This is a genomic window from Bacillus sp. (in: firmicutes), from assembly GCA_012842745.1.
Taxonomy (GTDB): Bacteria; Bacillota; Bacilli; order Bacillales; family Bacillaceae_J; genus Schinkia.
This window is the reverse complement of record DUSF01000052.1, coordinates 44482-64404: the sequence shown is the minus strand read 5'-3', so window position 1 is coordinate 64404 and position 19923 is coordinate 44482. Positions and strand designations below refer to the sequence as shown.

Below are 19923 nucleotides of genomic sequence, written 5' to 3'. Positions count from 1 at the left end.
TTTTGTCCTCCTCCCGCAAGGGAATGATTTACATTTATACATTGTCGCATAATTCCCTCCAAAAGTACCGACATAAAATTTTCCTAAAACAACAAAAAACACTGCCATTGAAAATGGCAGCGGACAGTAAGGCACAAGAAGAAATCCAGAAACAAAACGGTAAAAAGCTAAATGAGAAAGTTATACACTTTACGAACATCGGACAAGCATTAATTAAAGCAAAAGAGGAAAAATTAGACGTTTTTAAGGTTTTAGAATCCGTTATTGAATGGAATACCTTTGTCTCTTCAGTAGAAGAGGCCCAGGAGCTTGCACGTCCTGCCGACTATGATTATTTAGACTTACTGCAAAGACGATTTTATTCACTCAGAAAATATACGCCAACGCTATTAAGGGTATTGAAATTTCATTCTACGAAGGCCAATGAGCCACTTTTACAAGCTGTAGAGATTATCCGAGGAATGAACGAATCTGGAAAACGAAAAGTACCTGATGACTCACCTGTGGACTTTATCTCAAAGCGTTGGAAAAAGCATTTATACGAGGATGATGGTACAACAATCAATCGTCATTACTATGAAATGGCTGCTTTAACAGAACTTCGGGAACATGTTAGAGCAGGAGATGTTTCCATTGTAGGCAGTAAACAATATAGAGATTTTGAGGAATATTTGTTTTCAGAGGATACATGGAATCAAACAAAGAGTAATACAAGGTTATCAGTTAGTATATCATTCGAAGATTATATGACAGAGAGAACCAGTAGCCTTAATGAAAGGTTAAAGTGGTTAGCTGCCAATTCTAACAAGTTAGATGGAGTTTCTCTTGAAAAAGGAAAGCTATCAATTTCACGCCTAGAAAAAGGGTTTCCAGAAGAAGCAAAGAAATTTAGTGCAAGCCTTTATCAGATGCTTCCAAGAATAAAATTAACCGATTTACTCATGGATGTTGCTTATATCACAGGGTTTCATGAGCAATTTACTCATGCTTCAAATAATCGAAAACCGGATAAAGAAGAAACGACTATTATTATGGCTGCCCTTTTAGGAATGGGAATGAATATTGGTTTGAGCAAAATGGCTGAAGCAACACCCGGACTTACATATAAGCAACTAGCCAATGTATCTCAATGGCGCATGTATGAAGATGCCATGAATAAAGCCCAAGCCGTATTAGTAAATTTTCATCACAAATTACAATTATCTTCTTATTGGGGAGACGGTACAACATCTTCATCAGATGGAATGAGAATGCAACTAGGTGTTTCATCACTACATGCAGATGCAAACCCTCATTACGGAACTGGAAAAGGAGCCACCATCTATAGATTTACGAGTGATCAATTCTCTTCTTACTACACAAAGATTATTCATACTAATTCAAGGGATGCAATTCATGTTTTGGATGGTTTGTTACACCATGAGGCGGATCTAAACATAGAAGAGCATTATACAGACACAGCTGGTTACACAGACCAAATTTTCGGATTAACCCATTTATTAGGATTTAAATTTGCTCCAAGAATAAGAGATTTATCGGACTCAAAATTATTTACAATCGATAAAGCAAGTGAGTATCCAAAATTAGAAGCTATTTTACGCGGACAAATAAATACAAAAATTATTAAAGAAAATTATGAGGATGTTTTACGATTAGCTCATTCTATAAGGGAAGGAACAGTTTCAGCATCCTTGATTATGGGAAAATTAGGCTCTTATTCAAGACAAAACAGCTTGGCTACAGCTTTACGTGAGATGGGCCGAATAGAAAAAACCATCTTTATTTTGAATTATATTTCGGATGAATCATTAAGAAGAAAAATACAAAAAGGATTGAATAAAGGAGAAGCCATGAATGGACTAGCAAGAGCTATTTTTTTCGGAAAACAAGGAGAGCTTAGGGAACGAACCATACAGCATCAACTGCAAAGAGCTAGTGCTTTAAACATAATTATCAATGCCATTAGTGTCTGGAATACCCTTCATTTAACAAAAGCAGTTGAATATCAAAAAAGTTTAGATAATTTTAATGAAGACTTATTACATCATATGTCTCCTTTAGGCTGGGAGCATATCAATTTACTAGGTGAGTACCGTTTTAATTCTGAAAAAATGGTTTCATTAGATTCTCTTAGACCACTAAAACTGTCTTAGCGTTGTAAATGCGTTTTGTCGGCAGGCCCCCTATTATTTGTGATCACATTTACTCCAAATGCAGATGAAAAAGGAAAAGTCATTGTGTTATCTGCCTTTAGTGCCGTTTTTACTTATTCTTACCTACAATATTATTTATCAGCCAAAATCAAACAGCGCGTTCAGCAAATTGAAAAGACTATGCCTGATTTTTTTGACATGTTAAATGTTTCGATTGAGGCCGGGCTTGGGTTGGATGGCGCTTTAAAAAAAGTATGTAACCAAATTGAATCGCCTTTGTCAAGTGAATTTTTATATGCGCTTGAGGATATGAAATTAGGCAAATCTAGAAAAGAGGCATTTGTTGAAATAACAAACCGCGTTCCATCTGAGTTTTTAAAAAGTGTCCTAAACTCCATTATCCAAGCGGACCAAATGGGGATGGGGATGAGTAAAGTATTGGAACCCAGACGATGAGGATTCGTGAAAAGTACCGCTTTACAGCAAAAGAAAAAGCAATGAAAGCACCCTCAATACCCCCATAAGCAGGAAACGGGTACGAATTTTGTATATAAAGGATTTTATTTGCAATAGTTGAGGGGGAATTTATAAATGAAAAAATGGGTAAAGAAATCATTTCCTATCGTTGTCGCATCGAGCTTGGCTTTTTCGCTTATTCCAAATGGAGCTTATGCAAAATCAGACAATGGCAAGGGAAAGGGCAATGACAATCGGGAAAAAATAGAACAAAAATTAAAGGGGAATGCTAAGAAAAAGTTTGAGCTCCATGATGTTGAAAAGCATTGGGCCCACCAAGACATTTATAAAACGTATTCACTTGGGTTAATGTCCGGGCTCGATGATTTTACATATCAGCCGAACAAACCAGTGACACAATTGGAAGCCATTTCCGCTCTTGTTAAGGTTTTAGAAATGGATGATAAAGAACGTAATCCATCATTGAATAATAAAAATTTACAAGATATTCCTAGTTCCGCAAGAAAAACCGTTGCCATTGCAATCGAAGAGAACTTACTTGAAAGCACAAAAAAATTCCAACCAAATAAGCCGGCAACACGCTTATTTATTACAAATTTATTAGTCAAATTTATTGGTACTGATATTAATAGTTGGAAAGATGCAACACTTTCATTTAAAGATGTTGATAACTTAAGTAAGGAAGAAAAAGCTAATTTAGCATTTGCTACCTTAACGAAGCTTATCAGTGGGTTTAGCGACCAAACATTCCAGCCGAATAAACCGGTGACACGTGCTGAAATGGCTGTGTTTATTAACCGTTTATTAGACTATAAAGAGGAGCTAGGGGATTACTATAATCAATCCGGGAAAGGCACGATTGAAGCAATTAATATAAGAGATTCTGAGATAACAATTAGGCAAAGGGTAAAAGTTAGTGGAGAATGGAAATACGTGAGTAAGAAATACGTTGTTGATGAGGATGCAAAAATATTTGTAGACGGCAAGGCATCAACTTTTTCCAAACTAACTACCAATTTGAATGTTGAGTTTACGATTGATAAGTATGGTGACATCATCTATATGAATGCAAAATCCGTTGTAGAAAAGGAAAAAGACTATTCTTATAAAGGTGTCATTACGAAGGTAGAAAACAATATAGTTTGGATAAAAATTGACGTTATAAACATCCCGTTCTATATCAATAATAATGTAAAAATCACAACAATGTCAGGTGCAAAAGGAGAGATTGCCAATCTAAAAGTTGACCAAACTATCTCATTCAATTTAGATTCATCAGCAGCAATTGCTGAAATTTTAATTAATTGAAAACTAAAATTGGAATTAACGAATCGTATGTCCGCCAAAGTGTTCGCAGCACTAACGGCGGATATTTTTTTGGAAAATATGTTAACTACTTTAAATTTTCGGTTTACATTAATAAAAATTTCCGGTATCATATGAAGGTGGAAAAATTTGAGAGGGTGCATCCCTATCAAACTTGGATCAGCTATAAAAATGGGTATATCGCTTTACATAATGAGGGAGGAGTGAATGTAATGAGAGATTTTATAAAAAAACTAGAGGGCAAAGTCGTTAACGGAGAAGCAGTAACATTTGAAGAAACGCTTCAATTGGCTGAAATCACAGGGGAAGAGGATCTAAAAGGGCTTTACAACAGCGCAAACTATATTCGTGAACTGTTTTGTGGGAATGAAGTCGACCTTTGTACGATTATGAATGCGAAATCAGGACGTTGTTCAGAGGATTGCAAATTTTGCGCCCAATCCGCTCATTTCAAAACGGCTGTTGAGGCATATGATGTCGTTTCCGCCGAAGATGCTTTAAAGCTTGCGAGAGAAAATGAGAGTGAAGGTGTCAATCGCTTTTCTTTAGTTACAAGCGGAAGAGGCCTTAAAGGCCGCGATTTCGAGAAAGTTTTGCATATATATGATGAGCTAAATAAAGAAGTAAACATCGAATTATGTGCTTCATTAGGAATACAGGACTATGATCAACTAAAACAACTGCGTGAAAAAGGAATCACAATGTATCACCATAACTTGGAAACTAGTAGAGAATATTATGGAAATATTGTCACAACCCATAGTTATGATGAACGGATTGCTACGATTGACGCTGCAAGGGAAGCAGGATTAGGTATTTGTTCAGGTGGAATTATTGGCATGGGCGAGAGCATGGAGGACCGAATCAAGCTTGCTTTTCAATTGCGTGAACTAGGCGTTCAATCGATTCCAATTAATGTCTTAAATCCAATTAGCGGAACACCGCTAGAAAATGTCGAAAAGTTAACTCAAGATGAAATCTTGAAAACAATTGCGATTTTTAGATTTGTCAATCCTACTAGTCTAATAAGACTTGGTGGGGGCCGTAATTTAATTGATGAATCTGGAAAAAATTGCTTCCTAGCAGGTGCGAACGCTACCATTACTGGCAATTACTTAACAACATCAGGTAATAAAATTTGTGATGATAAAAAAATGATTAGCGATTTAAATTTAGAGGTTCGAAAGGATGCCTAAAGGTGTTTTTATTATTGGAACGGACACAGATGTCGGCAAAACAATTGTTACAGCTGGACTGATGCATGTTTTAAGAAAGACCGGCCATAACGCTATTTATTTCAAAGCAGCGTTAAGTGGAGCCGTAGAGGCTGGAGGCGGTGAACTGATTCCAGGTGATACAGAACTCGTAAGTACGGTTAGTGATTTGAATGAAGCATATGAAAATATGACACCATATGTCTACAAAACAGCTGTATCTCCACATCTTGCCGCCAAAATAGAAAATAAGCCGATTCAAAAGGATGTTATTTTTGAAAAGTTTGCTGATTTAAAGACCCGATATGATTATATCATCGCAGAAGGCAGCGGCGGCATTATTTGTCCATTGATTGATGATGACGAAGGGGTTTATACTCTTGCAAATCTCATAAAAGAATTAAATATGAACGTATTGCTTGTTGCGAGAGCGACACTTGGAACAATCAATCATACCGTGCTGACAGTGAGATTCCTTGAGACGGCTGGAATTACGGTTAAAGGGATTATCCTTAACTTCTATGAAGAAAATCAACTTTGTGAAGACAATGCAATGATGATTGAAAAGCTTACGAAAGTGCCAATTATCGCTAAACTAAAAAAGATAGAAAACCAAGATCATAATTTCATAGAGGCAATTAAAATAAAAGCGGAACTGGATTTTTCCGTTGAGGAAATTTTAAACTGTCTTGATTCAATTTGAAAAAGGGGGTGTAAGATTTGTATCAATATATCGAAAAAGATTTACAATATATTTGGCATCCATGTTCGCAAATGAAAGATTATGAAGAACTGCCCCCTATTGTCATTGAAAAAGGTGATGGAGTGTGGCTCTATGATACCCTAGGCAATAAATATTTAGATTGCATCTCATCATGGTGGGCGAATACGCTTGGACATAGTAATAAGCGAATTAATGAAGCAATAAAAAAACAAGTGGATCGGATTGAACATGTTATTTTTGCTAACTTCTCCAATATGCCAGCAATTGAATTAGCGGAAAAACTAGTCCAAATTACACCAAGCACACTTAATAAAGTGTTTTTCTCGGATAATGGCTCAGCAGCCGTGGAAGTCGCTTTAAAGATGAGCTTTCATTATCACAGTCTAAAAGGAGAGACAAAAAAACGAAGATTTGTAGCTTTGAGCGATGCTTATCACGGTGAAACATTGGGGGCTTTGTCTGTCTGTGATTTAGATGAGTACAATAAAATTTATAAACCACTTCTTTTAGATACAATAAGAGTAGAAGGACCGGATTGCTATCGCTGCCCATTTAGCTTAGAACGTGAAAGCTGTCAAGCGGAGTGCTTTGAAAGCATGGAGAAGTGTATCGCGCAAAATCATGAGGAAATTAGTGCGGTCATTATTGAGCCAATTGTTCAAGGAGCAGCAGGTATGAAAATTTATTCGCCACTTTATCTGAAGAGGCTACGTGAGCTTTGTGATCAATATGACATCCATTTAATTGTCGATGAAATTGCCGTCGGCTTTGGCAGAACAGGGGAAATGTTTGCTAGTAACCATGCTGGTATAAGTCCTGATTTTATGTGTCTTTCAAAAGGAATTACAGCAGGGTATATGCCGATGTCCGTTGTCCTAACAACAAATGATGTCTACCAATGCTTTTATGGTGAGTACGAAGAGCAAAAAGCATTTTTGCATAGCCACACATACTCAGGGAATGCGATGGCCTGCGCGATTGCTGTGGAAAGCCTAAAAATATTTGAAGAAGACCACATTATAGAAAATAATAAGTGGAAAGGGGAACGAATCCGCACCCTAACACTTGAAAAGGCAAAATCCTCGAAATATGTAGGTGACGTAAGAAGTATCGGGATGATTACCGCGATTGAACTTGTAAAAAATAAACATACAAAAGAAAGTTTCCCTTCCGAAATGAGAGTTGGCTATGAAATATATAAAATTGCACTTTCAAAAGGGCTTCTCTTAAGACCGCTCGGAAATATTCTTTATTTCATTCCACCCTATGTCATTAATGCGGAAGAAATTAATTTTATGGTCGATACGTGCTTTGCAAGTATCGCAGAATATTTTGCACGAATAGGTTTAAACGGATAAAACAGGTAGCCACCATAAAAAAGCTGACAATTCCTTATTATTAAGGAATTGTCAGCTTTTTTTTATTTGGATGTAAGCGGAAAAGAAACATAAATCTTCAGCCTACTTTTACTTTCTTTACATAAAATGTGAAAAAATGCTAAGAATAAAACGTGAAATGGGGTGATGATTGTCATGGCGGGAAGTTTAATAAAACGAACTTTGAATAACATTTTCCGAAAAACAAAAAACAAAGTTGGAAGTTCCGCAAACTCTTCCAGCGAGGAAAACCAATTACTTACTTCATCACTACAAGATAATATTCAATATATTCAAAATATGGTTGGAAATAGCGCAGATATTGTAATCCGTAACATTAAAATTGGCCAGGAAAACAGAATCGATATTTGTATCATCTATACTGATAATTTAATTGATACATTATCCCTCCAACAATTAATCGATTCAATGCTTTATAAAGTAAAGCCAAATGATATCCAAGGCCAACACCAAAGTAAGAGTTCACTAGTTGATGCCTTAAAAGAAAAAGCAGTCACTGTTGGTGGAATTACTGACGTTACTGACTACAATACATTAATGACAAATGTTCTATCTGGTTATGCTGCCATATTGGTTGAAAATGAAGCACAGGCAATAACTGTTAGCATTCCGAGTTTTGAAAAGCGCAGCATTGAAGAGCCGCAATCTGCTACCTTAATTAAAGGCCCAAGAGATGGATTTACAGAAACTTTAGGAGTCAATACAGCTTTATTAAGAAGAAGAATTAAAAGCGCTAACCTTTGGTTGGAAGAGAAGGAAATTGGTAGAGTTTCAAAAACAAAAGTGATTGTGGCCTATATTAAAGGAATCGCCAATGAAGATGTTGTAAAAGAGGTTCATCAACGATTAGACCGTATTAACATTGATGCTATTTTAGAGAGTGGCTATATTGAAGAGCTTATTCAAGACGAAACCTTTACGCCCTTTCCAACTATTTTCAATACTGAACGTCCAGATGCAGTTGCTGGAAAACTGCTAGAAGGGCGGGTAGCGATACTTGTGGATGGGACGCCATTTGTAATGGTTGTCCCAAGTTTAGTTGTTGAGTTTTTCCAAGCAAGTGAAGATTATTATGTGCGTGCAGATATAGCGACATTACTGCGATTATTACGTTTTTTTTGCTTTTTCCTAGCATTAATTGCGCCTTCCCTTTATATTGCTGTTTTGACTTACCACCAGGAAATGCTTCCGGCTACTTTATTGATTGGCTTGGCGGCACAACGGGAAGGGGTACCTTTTCCGGCTTTCATGGAAGCATTGATGATGGAAATCGCCTTTGAAATATTGCGCGAAGCAGGCGTAAGGATGCCGCGGGCGGTAGGACAAGCGATGAGCATCGTTGGAGCATTAGTATTAGGGCAAGCTGCTGTACAAGCAGGACTTGTTTCAGCGGCAATGGTCATTGTCGTTTCTTTAACAGCGATTGCCAACTTTTGTTTTCCATCTATCAATTTAGCAACGACCGTTCGAATGTTGCGGTTTGGAATGATGTCACTTGCTGCTGCTTTTGGTTTAATCGGGATTATGTTTGGCCTTATTTTACTATGTATTCATCTAAGTACACTACGGTCTTTCGGCGTCCCTTATACGACCCCGGCAGCACCGTTTATTTTACAAGATCAGAAGGATGTATTTTTTCGCATCCCATGGTGGGGCATGTTTTCAAGGCCGCGTTTAATTAGTCAAACGAATATTATTAGAGAACAGAATAACCCAACACCTAAACCAGAAACTTGAAAAGAGTGAAATGTAATGAAAAAAGAACGAATGATGATGATAATGGTCTTTTTCCTGCTCTTTACTTTAACAGGTTGCTGGAGTAGGCATGAACTTTCCGATTTGGCCATTGCTGTAGCGCTAGGGATTGATAAAAATGAAAAGGAAGAATTTGTGGTTTCAGTGCAAATTGTAAATCCTGGAGAAACCGCTACTTCACAAACAGCAGGCGGCTACGATACACCGATTACAACTTATACGAGAAAAGGGGAAACATTATTTGAAGCGCTTCGAAAATTATCTACAGAGGTACCTAGATTACTGTATCTCTCACAACTACGGATCATTGTAATTGGTGAAGAGGTAGCGAAAGAGGGGATTTACGATGCTCTCGACTTTTTATCTAGATACCATGAACTACGAACGGATTTCTATATTATAGTGGCAAAAGAACGAACAGCCGAAGATACAATTAAAATTCTAACGGCTATTGAGAAAATTCCAGCCAATAAATTATTTTTCAGTCTTGAAAAATCTGCTGAAGTGTGGGCAGCCACTGAAAAGATAACACTAACGGAATTAATGGATGACATTATAAGTGAAGGGACTCAGCCCACTTTAACTGGCGTTACAATTAAAGGAGACCAAAAGGGTGGGAGCACAATAAAAAATTTGGAGTCTATTTCCCCACTTGCCACTTATAATTATCAAGGCATCGCTGCATTTCATAAAAATAAATTGGTTGGATGGCTAAACAAAGAGGAAAGCAAAGGCTTTAAATATATTAAAGATAATGTGAAAAGCACCGTTAATGTTATAAATATGAATGGTGGCAAAGTCGGCGTTGAATTAGTTCGCACTAAAACAGAGATTATTCCTCATATTAACAATGGTACCATTATGATTGAAGTAAAGGTAAGCGGGGAGGGCAATGTCGGAGATGTTAATACGAAACTAGATCTTATGGATTCAAGTGTAATCGGTGAAATTGAATCCAAAGTAAATAAAGATATAGAAAAGAAAATCATGGCTACCGTTGAAAGAGCGCAGAAAGATTTTCAAAGTGATATTTTGGGGTTTGGAGAACGGATCCACAAAACGAATCCGAAAGTATGGGAAAAAGTCAAAAAACAATGGATTGATATGTTCCCTACTATTCCTGTCAATGTTGACGTTCATATAAAAATCCGCCGTATCGGGACGATTACGAATCCATTTCATAATGATTTAAAAAAGGAGTAATCCTACATGTTCAAAAGTATTGGCGTTATCCTTGTTTATATAATCATTGCTTATTTTCAAATTCCACAGCTAAAAAAGGAAAAAATGATTCGGGAAATTTGGATTTTTTCAATAGTAATGTTATTTGTTACAGGTGTTACCGTTCTTAAACTGAATAACTTGCCGTTTCCGAGTCCCATCGATTTAATCACGGTAACCTTACAACCATTCCTAAAAGGAAACTAATTCTATATATCAATATAGGAAGTCCGATACTGGCAGCATGGCCTACATAAAAGGAGGAGGATTGATTTGTTAGAAAAAGGAAGGATTAGCCCTCTAGAGTTAAGCGTTTTAGTTATACTTTTTACAATTGGGACAACCATTCTAGCCACTCCATCTGTGATGACAGCTAAAGCTCATCAAGATGCATGGCTATCCTCCCTTATAAGTGTGATTTTATGTGGGCTTTTAGCTTTTTTTTATGTTATTTGTGGCAAAGCAATGAAAAGAGAGACATATACCCAATACCTAGAAAGAGTTTACGGAAAAATAATCGGAAAAATGCTTAGCTTCTCCTATGTTTATTTTGGCTTTATAGGTGCATGTAGCCTCCTTTATCAATTTAGTAACTTTGTCACTACTCATATGCTAGTTGATACCCCTTTAGAAGTACTCAATGTTATGCTTGCCTTACTCGTGATTTTAGTTGTGCGGGGAGGGCTTGAAGTATTGGCAAAAACAGGGGAGCTTCTGATTCCATGGTTTATGTTTATGTTCTTTGCTTTAGTTATTTTGTTAATTCCTCAAATCGAAATCGATAGATTAAGTCCTTTATATGTAGCGAGTTTTCGTGATCATATGTCGGCAATATTAAATTTTTTAGCATTTGCTGGTTTCCCTTTAGTAATATTTCTTATGTTTTATCCTGGCAACATCAATCGACCTGACAAAACGAAGTGGAATTTTATCATTGCTTCTTTATTTGGTTGTGTAGTAGCTGCGATTTTAGTCCTTTTGTGCATTTTAGTGCTAGGCGCACCAGCTACAACTCGGCAAATGTTTCCAGGCTACGTTCTTGCTAAAACGGTCAGTGTTTTTGATATTGTTGAAAGAATTGAAGCGGTTATGGCTAGTATGTGGGTTCTCTCAATCTTTTTTAAAACAGCCGTTTATTTCTACGGTTCTGTGATTGGATTAGCGGACATAGTAGCAGTTAAAGATTATCGTTTTCTTATATTGCCTTTTGGCCTCCTTACGATTGTTTTTTCAACTTTTATATATCCAAATGTTACCTATATGACTTATTGGGATAGCAAATATTGGGTCCCTTATTCAATGATTATGGGATTTTTCATACCACTATTAACTTTATGTATTGATAAAATAAAAAGCGGCTTTACTAGCAGTAAGCAAAGTAAAGGGAAGGGTGGACAAAAAAACTGTTAATGGAGTGAAAAAAGTCACAATTCTAAAATAGTAGCTATGTTATGGTATTATTGTAAAAAACTTCGAAAGGCGTGGGGAAAATGGGAGAATTGATTAATCTTTTAAATTCACTACTTGAAGCAGAGCGAGCAGGAGTGAAAACGATGGATTATTTATTAAAAAACTACAGTTCTGAACAATTAAAGGGTAAATTTAAGCATGTAATGGCTGACGAAGCATGGAGCTGCGCAGGGTTACATGAATCTATTGTTCGTGAAGGCGGTGTGCCAAGTAAAGCAACAGGTGACTTTACTGAAAAAGTGATGAGCAAGGAGACACTTGAGGAAAAATTAAACCTTTTAAATAAAGGTCAAGGTTGGGTAGCGCGAAAAATTGATGATGCATTGACTTACGATATTCACGAGGAAACACGTACTTTTTTAATTGAAATGAAAAATAAGCATCATGACAATATTTCTGATATGGAGAAGTATTTAGAAGAAAGTAAATAACAGCATGAAATACACACCAAGCCAAAATATGATATCCTTAAAAATGGGACCGTATTTTGGCTTGTTTTTATGAATGAAACGTTGCATTTGCCGGTGCTATCCTCCGACTTTTTGTGCAGAATCTAAAATATACTTGTCATCCCATTTACAACGCCATTTGTTTCTCCGTTCCATCCGATTTCCTTTATATAAGTGCTTGTACTTTTTCCAATGAATTTTCCACTCAGTTCGTCTAGTTGATCTCATCTTTACATCCCCTTTTTAAAATAAATTCATACTAATACTATTCTGGGGTTGTCTTGTCGATTCCTTTGACTAGTTTTGTCGCATCTGTAGAAGTTTTGCAAGTGGAATATATAGTTGTTTGTGAAAATAGGCGAAAATCCTAGAGCAAATAACCAATCATAAATTAAAACCCAACATATTGTAAATTAAAACGATAAGGAGTGATAGTAATTGTCTGAAAATAAAAGAAGGCAACATATTATTAATGCTGAACGTGTTATTATTAATGCCGATGAGGTTATTGTTATTGAAGGGAATGAAAAAAGGCGCCATAAAAGACATGATGGCGCTGCTGTAGCGGGTGCAGCAGGTGTAGCAGGAGCTGCCGGAGCTAGCGAGGCTCATGAGCAAATGGAACACCAGCATGAGGAAAATGTAGCGGAGACGGAGCAGCCACAAATGAGAAGACGTCACCCTTGGTGGTAAGAACTATAAAATTTATGTATAAAATGAAAAAGCTGAACAATAACCTTTATTGTTCGGTTTTTTCATTTTATTTTTAAAAATATTGAGGAAATTTGAACTATTTTAAATGAAATAACATAAAAAAAGTGGAATTCATTGGCAGAATGTAGTAGTATATTGCCTGAATAATTATAAAAATAGGATGATTTTTAAATGAATTTTAAAAGAAAGTTATATCTTGGTTTTGGTTCTGTCCTTGTGGTTATGATTATCATTGCTACTTATGGATTACAGATTATTCAAGAGCAAAAGCAAAATATGAAGTATATGGTCAATGTACATTATGAAAAAGTCCGCTTAGTAACTCTTTTCCAATTTGAAATTAATAATACAGCCCGGATGATTAGAGACGTTATTCTAAAAAAGGAAGAAGGATTTACAAAGGAAGAAGAGGAATTAATCAGCATTTCAAGAACAAAAACAGCGGATGCCCTTAAGTTACTGAAACAATTCGATGCGACTGAAAATGAAAAAACATTAATAACAAAACTAGATGTGTTAAATCAATCGTATGGACAGGGGCTTCAACAAATAAGTGAACTTTTGAAAAATGGGGAAAAAGGGGAAGCATCAAAGGTCTTAATTGAAGATTATCGTGATGTTCGGATTGGACTTGTATCATTGATGGCAGAGCTTACTTCTATTGAAGAAGAGGCTGTGAATGAAGCCGTAGAAAAGTCAAAAGGTTTGTATGATTCTACTTTTGTAAGCTTTGTTTTTCTTATTGTGATTAGCTTATTTATAGTCATTTTAATTACAGTAACGGTTGTAAGAAGTATTATTGGCCGGATTCATGATGTGAATAAAGTGATTTCCAGTGTAGCTGATTTGGAAACAAATACGCTTCCTCGAATTGAAAAAATTACGGATGATGAAATTGGTGAAATAGCCGTTGCTTATAATGGTATGGCTGATTCCCTTGAGAGCCATATGGAACATGAACATGATTTAAAGAAAGAAATGCAATTGGAAAATTGGGTTAAATCTAATTTTATTGATTTAACAACGATGTCGCAGGGGATTCAAAATGTTCAGGAGTTTGCCCGCCTTTTTATTACAAAAATAACACCGATTATTGGTGCGAGCGTTGGCACCTTTTATTTAAAAGATGAAAATGAGGAGATGTTTCATAAAATTGCAGCATATGCTGACTATGATGTTGATGAAACAAGTAAAGTTTTTCGCTTGGGAGAGGGTTTAATTGGTCAAGCGGCCCTTGAAAATAAAAATCTATTACTAGATACGTTACCAGAAGATTATATAAAAATTAAATCAGGTCTTGGTCAAAGTTCCCCGAGATACTTATATGTTCTACCTATTTCATATGAAAACAAGGTTATCGCTGTTTTTGAATTAGGCTCATTTACACCATTTGAAAACCATCATAAACGACTCATTGATTTTGTTATTAATACTGTTGGGGTTAGACTCCATGGTATTCTTGGTCATATGAAAATTGAAAAGCTTTTAATAGAGTCGCAAACATTGACGGAAGAATTACAAAGCCAATCAGAAGAACTACAACAACAACAAGAAGAATTACGAGTGGTTAATGAACAACTTGAGGAACAGTATAAAAATTCTGAGGAAAAGACAAAAGAGCTTGAACAAATTCAACTTGATTTAGAAGAAAAAAATCGTCATGTCGAATTAAGCTCAAAATATAAATCTCAGTTTCTCGCAAATATGTCTCATGAGCTACGTACACCACTCAATAGTATGTTAATTTTGTCACAATTACTTGGTGATAATAATGAAAACAACTTATCGGGAAAACAAGTTGAATATGCCCATACCATCCATTCGGCGGGTAAGGATTTATTAGATTTAATTAATGATATTCTTGATTTGTCAAAAATTGAATCTGGTAAAACGTCTGTTTTACCGGAGGAAATTTTATTTGCTGAAATTAAATATTTTGTTGAAAACCAATTTATGCCTTTAGCTAAACAAAAAAATCTTAATTTTGAGGTTATCATTGATGAGGATCTTCCCTATGTATTTATAACAGATAATCAAAGGTTAAAGCAAATTCTTAAAAATTTATTATCCAATGCCTTTAAATTCACACAAGAAGGAAAAGTAACAATTGAGTTTAAACTGTGCAAGCGGCAAAATCCTTTCATGAAGGAACATAAATCAATGGTGGCAATTTCTGTCGCCGACACAGGGATAGGGATAGCGGAGGATAAACAAAAAATTATTTTTGAAGCCTTTAGTCAAGCAGATGGAACAACGAGCAGACAGTTTGGTGGGACTGGTTTAGGACTTTCGATAAGCAAGGAATTAGCACAATTATTAGGTGGTTTTATCGAAGTCGAAAGCACTATTGGTAAAGGCAGTACCTTTACATTATATTTACCGGAGTATGAATTCCATCTAAATAATGAGCTAAGGAATAAAGAGGTTGCCGTGACAGAAATGGTGAAACCATTTTTGCTTGAAAAAAAGGCGGACGAAAACGTGATTACATTGACTGGAAATCAGCAATCAAAATCTCCTGAATTGAGAAATATAAAGGAATTGTTAGCTGGTAAGAAGGTTTTACTTGTTGATGATGATATGCGGAATATTTTTTCACTTACATCTGCTCTTGAATCCAATAAGATGGTTGTTGAATTTGCGGAAAATGGCAAGGAAGCGCTTGAAATTCTGCAACATCAGTCTGACATCGATCTTGTTCTTATGGATATTATGATGCCAGTCATGAACGGGTATGAGGCCATTAAAGCTATTCGTAAAATAGAAGGCTTTGAACACTTGCCAATTATTGCTCTTACAGCGAAAGCAATGAAACACGATCGGGAAAAATGTCTTGATGCTGGTGCCTCAGATTATATTAGCAAGCCAGTCCATATAGAACAATTGCTGTCCTTAATTCGTGTGTGGATATATCGATAGAGGGTGGTTAAAATTGAGGATCAACATTTAGAAGGCTTTGCTTCATACGAAGATGAAAATAATGAAGTAGAGAAAACGGAAATTATCTTACTGCTTGAAGGAATTTATCGTTATTATGGCTTTGATTTTAGAGATTATGCTTATGCTTCGATTAGGCGGAGAATTCTACATCGGATGGGTATTGAGAAGGTAACGACAGTATCGTCTCTACAAGAAAGAGTTTTGCGCGATCAACAGCTTTTAGGAAAGCTATTAAGTGATTTTTCTATCAATGTGACGGAAATGTTTAGAGATCCAACGTTCTTTAAATTTTTGCGGACGGAAATTTTGCCCGTTTTTAAAAACCAGTCGCTTATCCGAATCTGGCATGCCGGCTGTGCTTCAGGTGAGGAAGTATATTCAATGGCAATCCTGCTCCATGAAGCAGGATTATACGAGAAAGCGAAGATTTATGCTACAGATATGAATGAAAACATCCTAGAACAAGCCCAAAAAGGTCGATTTGCAATTAATCGGATGCAAGTGTATACGAGAAATTATCAGCAAGCTGGTGGAACGAAGGAATTTTCAGGGTATTACAATGCAAATAATGATATCGTTACTTTTCATCCATTTTTAAAAGAAAATATTATTTTTGCCCATCATAATTTAGCAACCGATCATTCTTTTAATGAATTTCATATCATTATTTGTAGAAATGTGTTAATTTATTTTAATCAAACTTTGCAAAATCGTGTTCAGAAATTGTTTTATGATAGCCTTGCTTTGGATGGATATCTTGCTTTAGGGAATAAAGAGGTCATAACCTATACAGACCTCTGGGATAAGTATGTGGAGGTCAATTCTGCTGAGAAAATTTATAAAAAAATCAAGTAATATATAGATTACTAGGTTAATAGGAGTTATTTTGATGGATAAACTAAGACAAATCAATATTTTATTAGTCGATGACCGCCCAGAAAATCTTTTAACGTTAAAGGCTGTATTAGCTGCCCCTTTTTACAATTTAATAAAAGCGGGTAGTGGGGAGGAAGCTTTAAAATATGTTTTAAAAGAAGATTTTGCAGTTATTTTACTAGATGTACAAATGCCGGGATTAAATGGATTTGAGACCGCTAAGCTCATTCACGAGCGCGAGAATTCAAGCCATATCCCGATAATTTTTATAACGGCGATTAGTCAAACGGTTGAGCATGTTAATCAAGGTTATGCAGCTGGGGCTGTTGATTATATTTTCAAACCGTTTAATCCAGATATTCTCAAAAGTAAAGTCGCTGCTTTTGTTAAACTTTATGAATATCAACAACAAATTAAAGAGCAAAAAAAGTTGTTGTCAAAACGTTCATTAGAGCTTGAAATTGCCAATGCAAAATTAGAAAAAATGGAAGAAAAGTTAGTAAAGCATAATCAAAATCTTGAAAAATTAGTTTATAAAAAAACAGAAGAATTATTGTTGGCAAATAAAAATCTTCGGAAATCACAGGAACGATTCCGAAAAATCTTTGCTTCAAGTCCCAGTTTAATTGCGATTCGCTCCGAAAAAGAAGGACGTTATATTGATGCAAATGAAAGTTGGTTGGATTATACAGGCTTTCTTTATGAGGAAATGATAGGGAAACAAATGGATTTACTACAGCTTTGTCCTGATGATCCTGACGCACCAAAAAATATCGATCTTGAAAACTCAATTCGGAATGAAAGAGTGCGTTATATTACGCGGAATGGGGATGAACGAATTGGGCTATTATCAACGGAAGCGGCTGAAATAGAAGGGGAACAATGTATTATAAGTGTCATTACAGATATAACCGAAAGAGAACAGCTAGAAAAAGAATTAACACGACTAGACCGCTTAAATTTAATTGGGGAAATGGCAGCTGGCATTGCTCATGAAGTAAGAAATCCAATGACAACGGTGAGCGGTTTTTTACAACTGGCCAAATCAAAGCAAGATATCCATCTTGAATATATAGATTTAATGCTAACAGAATTAAACCGTGCTAATGATATTATTAAAGAGTTTTTAACATTAGCGAAGAATAAAGCTACTGACCGTAAGCTCCAAAACTTAAATGAAATCATTAAAGCATTGTACCCATTAATTCAAGCAGAAGCCGTTTTGTCTAATAAAAGTGTTACACTGGATTTGAATAATTGCCAGTCTCTATATTTGGACGAGAAGGAAATTCGCCAATTGATTTTAAATATAGCCCTTAATGGACTTGAAGCAATGGCTCAAGGTGGAACGTTAACAATTAAAACATATTGTACAGACGAAGGCGTTATTCTTGAAATTGCAGACGAAGGCTGTGGTATTGACCGTGAAACTTTGGAAAAAATCGGCACGCCATTCTTCACCACGAAGGATACAGGTACAGGTTTAGGTTTAGCTGTATGTTATAGTGTTGCATCACGTCACCATGCTGATATTTGTATCAATACAAGTAAGGAAGGTACAACGTTTTCGGTACAATTTAATGTGAATTAAGGAAGCATGGGAACCTTCCTCTACTTCAACCAAGCATAAAACGAATAAATAATCGTTAGGAACATCATATAGCCAAAAAACGAATAATGATGTTCCCATGATTGGTGATGGACAAGTAACCCATTGGATTCAGCCCAGCTTTCGGCTACAGCTATAATAAGACTAAGTAAAATTATTAGGCCTGCTTTTTTCCAAGACTTCAACCTATTGCAGACGACAAGAAACACTGCTGCAAAAACAGGAAGAACTACTAATGTAAAGGCAATATGAATGGAAAAAATGGCAGGCAATGGCCTTATTGGAAATGAGTACAACCCTTTTCCAACAAAGAAAAGGTCCAGATATGTTCCTAAAAGTGATGCGAGTAGCATTGCTGAAATTAAATGACGAAGCTCTTTAGTCCAAGATGGAAATAGCCTTTTTTGTAATTGCGGCAAGTTCGAGTCTTTCGAGCGTTTTACAATATTCATGTTCAATCTCCCCATCTACTATCTCCTTTGTTTCGGTTAAATAATCGACGACATCCCAATTATGAAACCAGTCTCCAAGTTCAGCACTTTTATGATTTTGATTAGCCCATGCTATTTCAAGTTTTGGGCTATATATTTTTGGCGCGCCTTTCACAATCTTGCAATCTTTTAGTCTTGGTTTAAATGGGAGTCCTGGTACTCCTTCATCAACATCGTTAAATACATCGGGCCAATAATCTTTTCTTGACCCGGAATGGGGCGTTGTCTTAGCCCAATTTTCCACCATTTTTAATTGGTTTTTGTCATTAAATAAAATTGCATATAATCGTTTTCCTAATAAAATTCGTTCATGTAGGCTTTCAAAATGACGCAATGTTTGACCAATAAGTTTAATCTCTCCATCTTTTACAAATGGAAATAAGATGTGATTCATTGAAAGGAAATCTTGTAGTTTAAATTCAAGCGTATTGAATACCTCTTTTTTATAAATCTTATTATTGATCACTCTCTCTTCCAAATAACTTTGCTCATTAATAACGAGGGCGATTGCAAGTATATATGTTTCTTGTTGTTTCCAAAACTGATTCCAAACAATCTCCATAAAGGAAGACACATTGAAGTGTTCCAAGAGATAAAAAAGAGATTTCCCTTTGTTTAAACTTTCTTCATAAAGCAAAAATTGCGGGTAAGCATCTTGAAAAATAAGCCAATTACCTCGTTCTAAAAAAGTAAAAAAGGATATAGCCTCTTTTTTCATCAACAGTCTAGGAAGCATTCCGCCTTTTAAATCTGTCATATTCCAGCCGCCATTTCTTGAAACCATATGACCTAAAAAAGCCCAATGAATTTCAGGATGACGCAAATAAAAATCTAAATAAGCTTGCGTTCTTATTACGTTATTTATATTTAACATTTTAGTCTTCTCTTTAATTTGTTGAACAATAGCTTGTTCTTCAGGCAACAGTGGAGGATGAGGCTTTTGGCTTGTTTTCCTAGTTTTTTTCTTTAATTCTTTCTTTAAATTTGTTAGAGAATCAAAGATTGTTAAGTTTTTAATAAATTTCCACATTGTCAAGACTTCCCTCCTTACATGAATTCTCTCGTACTCAGGTGAATATGTATTTTGTTAGAATGAAAATTAATAAG

17 protein-coding genes and 1 pseudogene are annotated in these 19923 nt (G+C 35.8%); 15 read left to right on the top strand and 3 right to left on the bottom strand.

Annotated features, from left to right (window positions below):
* Positions 1-128 precede the first annotated feature (128 nt).
* The 11 genes and pseudogenes from GX497_14130 (at position 129) to GX497_14080 (ending at position 12168) form a co-directional block, all read left to right on the top strand.
* A pseudogene (locus GX497_14130) lies at positions 129-2153 on the top strand (Tn3 family transposase).
* 39 nt (positions 2154-2192) lie between these two features.
* Positions 2193-2609, top strand: coding sequence for a type II secretion system F family protein (locus tag GX497_14125; protein HHY74332.1), 417 nt, complete (start codon positions 2193-2195; stop codon positions 2607-2609).
* Between the two features lie 135 nt (positions 2610-2744).
* On the top strand, positions 2745-3938 hold the full coding sequence (locus tag GX497_14120; protein HHY74331.1) for an S-layer homology domain-containing protein: 1194 nt from the start codon (positions 2745-2747) through the stop codon (positions 3936-3938).
* 230 nt (positions 3939-4168) lie between these two features.
* The gene (gene bioB / locus GX497_14115; GenBank protein HHY74330.1) at positions 4169-5152 is read left to right on the top strand and encodes a biotin synthase BioB; all 984 of its coding nucleotides are present in this window, start codon (positions 4169-4171) and stop codon (positions 5150-5152) included.
* A complete protein-coding gene (bioD, locus tag GX497_14110) occupies positions 5145-5873 on the top strand; it encodes a dethiobiotin synthase (GenBank protein HHY74329.1) in 729 nt (242 codons plus the stop codon). Before bioB ends, bioD begins: the two co-directional genes overlap by 8 nt.
* A 17-nt stretch (positions 5874-5890) precedes the next feature.
* Entirely contained in the window at positions 5891-7252 is a 1362-nt protein-coding gene (bioA, locus tag GX497_14105; protein ID HHY74328.1) for an adenosylmethionine--8-amino-7-oxononanoate transaminase, read from the top strand.
* A gap of 174 nt (positions 7253-7426) precedes the next feature.
* The gene (locus tag GX497_14100; protein HHY74327.1) at positions 7427-9028 is read left to right on the top strand and encodes a spore germination protein; all 1602 of its coding nucleotides are present in this window, start codon (positions 7427-7429) and stop codon (positions 9026-9028) included.
* Between the two features lie 15 nt (positions 9029-9043).
* Positions 9044-10249: a Ger(x)C family spore germination protein gene (locus tag GX497_14095; protein HHY74326.1), complete on the top strand. Its 1206-nt coding sequence runs from the start codon at positions 9044-9046 to the stop codon at positions 10247-10249.
* A 6-nt stretch (positions 10250-10255) separates the two neighbouring features.
* On the top strand, positions 10256-10474 hold the full coding sequence (locus GX497_14090; GenBank protein ID HHY74325.1) for a hypothetical protein: 219 nt from the start codon (positions 10256-10258) through the stop codon (positions 10472-10474).
* A gap of 66 nt (positions 10475-10540) precedes the next feature.
* Positions 10541-11677, top strand: a complete 1137-nt coding sequence (locus tag GX497_14085) for an endospore germination permease (protein ID HHY74324.1) — start codon at positions 10541-10543, stop codon at positions 11675-11677.
* An 80-nt stretch (positions 11678-11757) separates the two neighbouring features.
* Positions 11758-12168 carry a hypothetical protein gene (locus GX497_14080; protein HHY74323.1) on the top strand — a complete coding sequence of 137 codons (411 nt, stop codon included), beginning with the start codon at positions 11758-11760 and terminating at the stop codon, positions 12166-12168.
* 96 nt (positions 12169-12264) lie between these two features.
* Here GX497_14080 and GX497_14075 read toward each other — a convergent pair whose 3' ends face one another.
* Positions 12265-12414 carry a hypothetical protein gene (locus tag GX497_14075; GenBank protein ID HHY74322.1) on the bottom strand — a complete coding sequence of 50 codons (150 nt, stop codon included), beginning with the start codon at positions 12412-12414 and terminating at the stop codon, positions 12265-12267.
* Between the two features lie 210 nt (positions 12415-12624).
* Between GX497_14075 and GX497_14070 the strand changes: the two genes are divergently transcribed.
* The 4 genes from GX497_14070 (at position 12625) to GX497_14055 (ending at position 18307) form a co-directional block, all read left to right on the top strand.
* Positions 12625-12879: a hypothetical protein gene (locus GX497_14070; GenBank protein HHY74321.1), complete on the top strand. Its 255-nt coding sequence runs from the start codon at positions 12625-12627 to the stop codon at positions 12877-12879.
* 192 nt (positions 12880-13071) lie between these two features.
* A complete protein-coding gene (locus GX497_14065; protein HHY74320.1) occupies positions 13072-15819 on the top strand; it encodes a response regulator in 2748 nt (915 codons plus the stop codon).
* 3 nt (positions 15820-15822) lie between these two features.
* On the top strand, positions 15823-16695 hold the full coding sequence (locus GX497_14060) for a protein-glutamate O-methyltransferase CheR (protein HHY74319.1): 873 nt from the start codon (positions 15823-15825) through the stop codon (positions 16693-16695).
* A 34-nt stretch (positions 16696-16729) separates the two neighbouring features.
* Positions 16730-18307, top strand: coding sequence for a response regulator (locus tag GX497_14055; protein HHY74318.1), 1578 nt, complete (start codon positions 16730-16732; stop codon positions 18305-18307).
* A gap of 20 nt (positions 18308-18327) precedes the next feature.
* Here GX497_14055 and GX497_14050 read toward each other — a convergent pair whose 3' ends face one another.
* On the bottom strand, positions 18328-18678 hold the full coding sequence (locus GX497_14050) for a hypothetical protein (protein ID HHY74317.1): 351 nt from the start codon (positions 18676-18678) through the stop codon (positions 18328-18330).
* Between the two features lie 25 nt (positions 18679-18703).
* On the bottom strand, positions 18704-19846 hold the full coding sequence (locus tag GX497_14045; protein HHY74316.1) for a DUF2515 domain-containing protein: 1143 nt from the start codon (positions 19844-19846) through the stop codon (positions 18704-18706).
* Between the last annotated feature and the right edge of the window lie 77 nt (positions 19847-19923).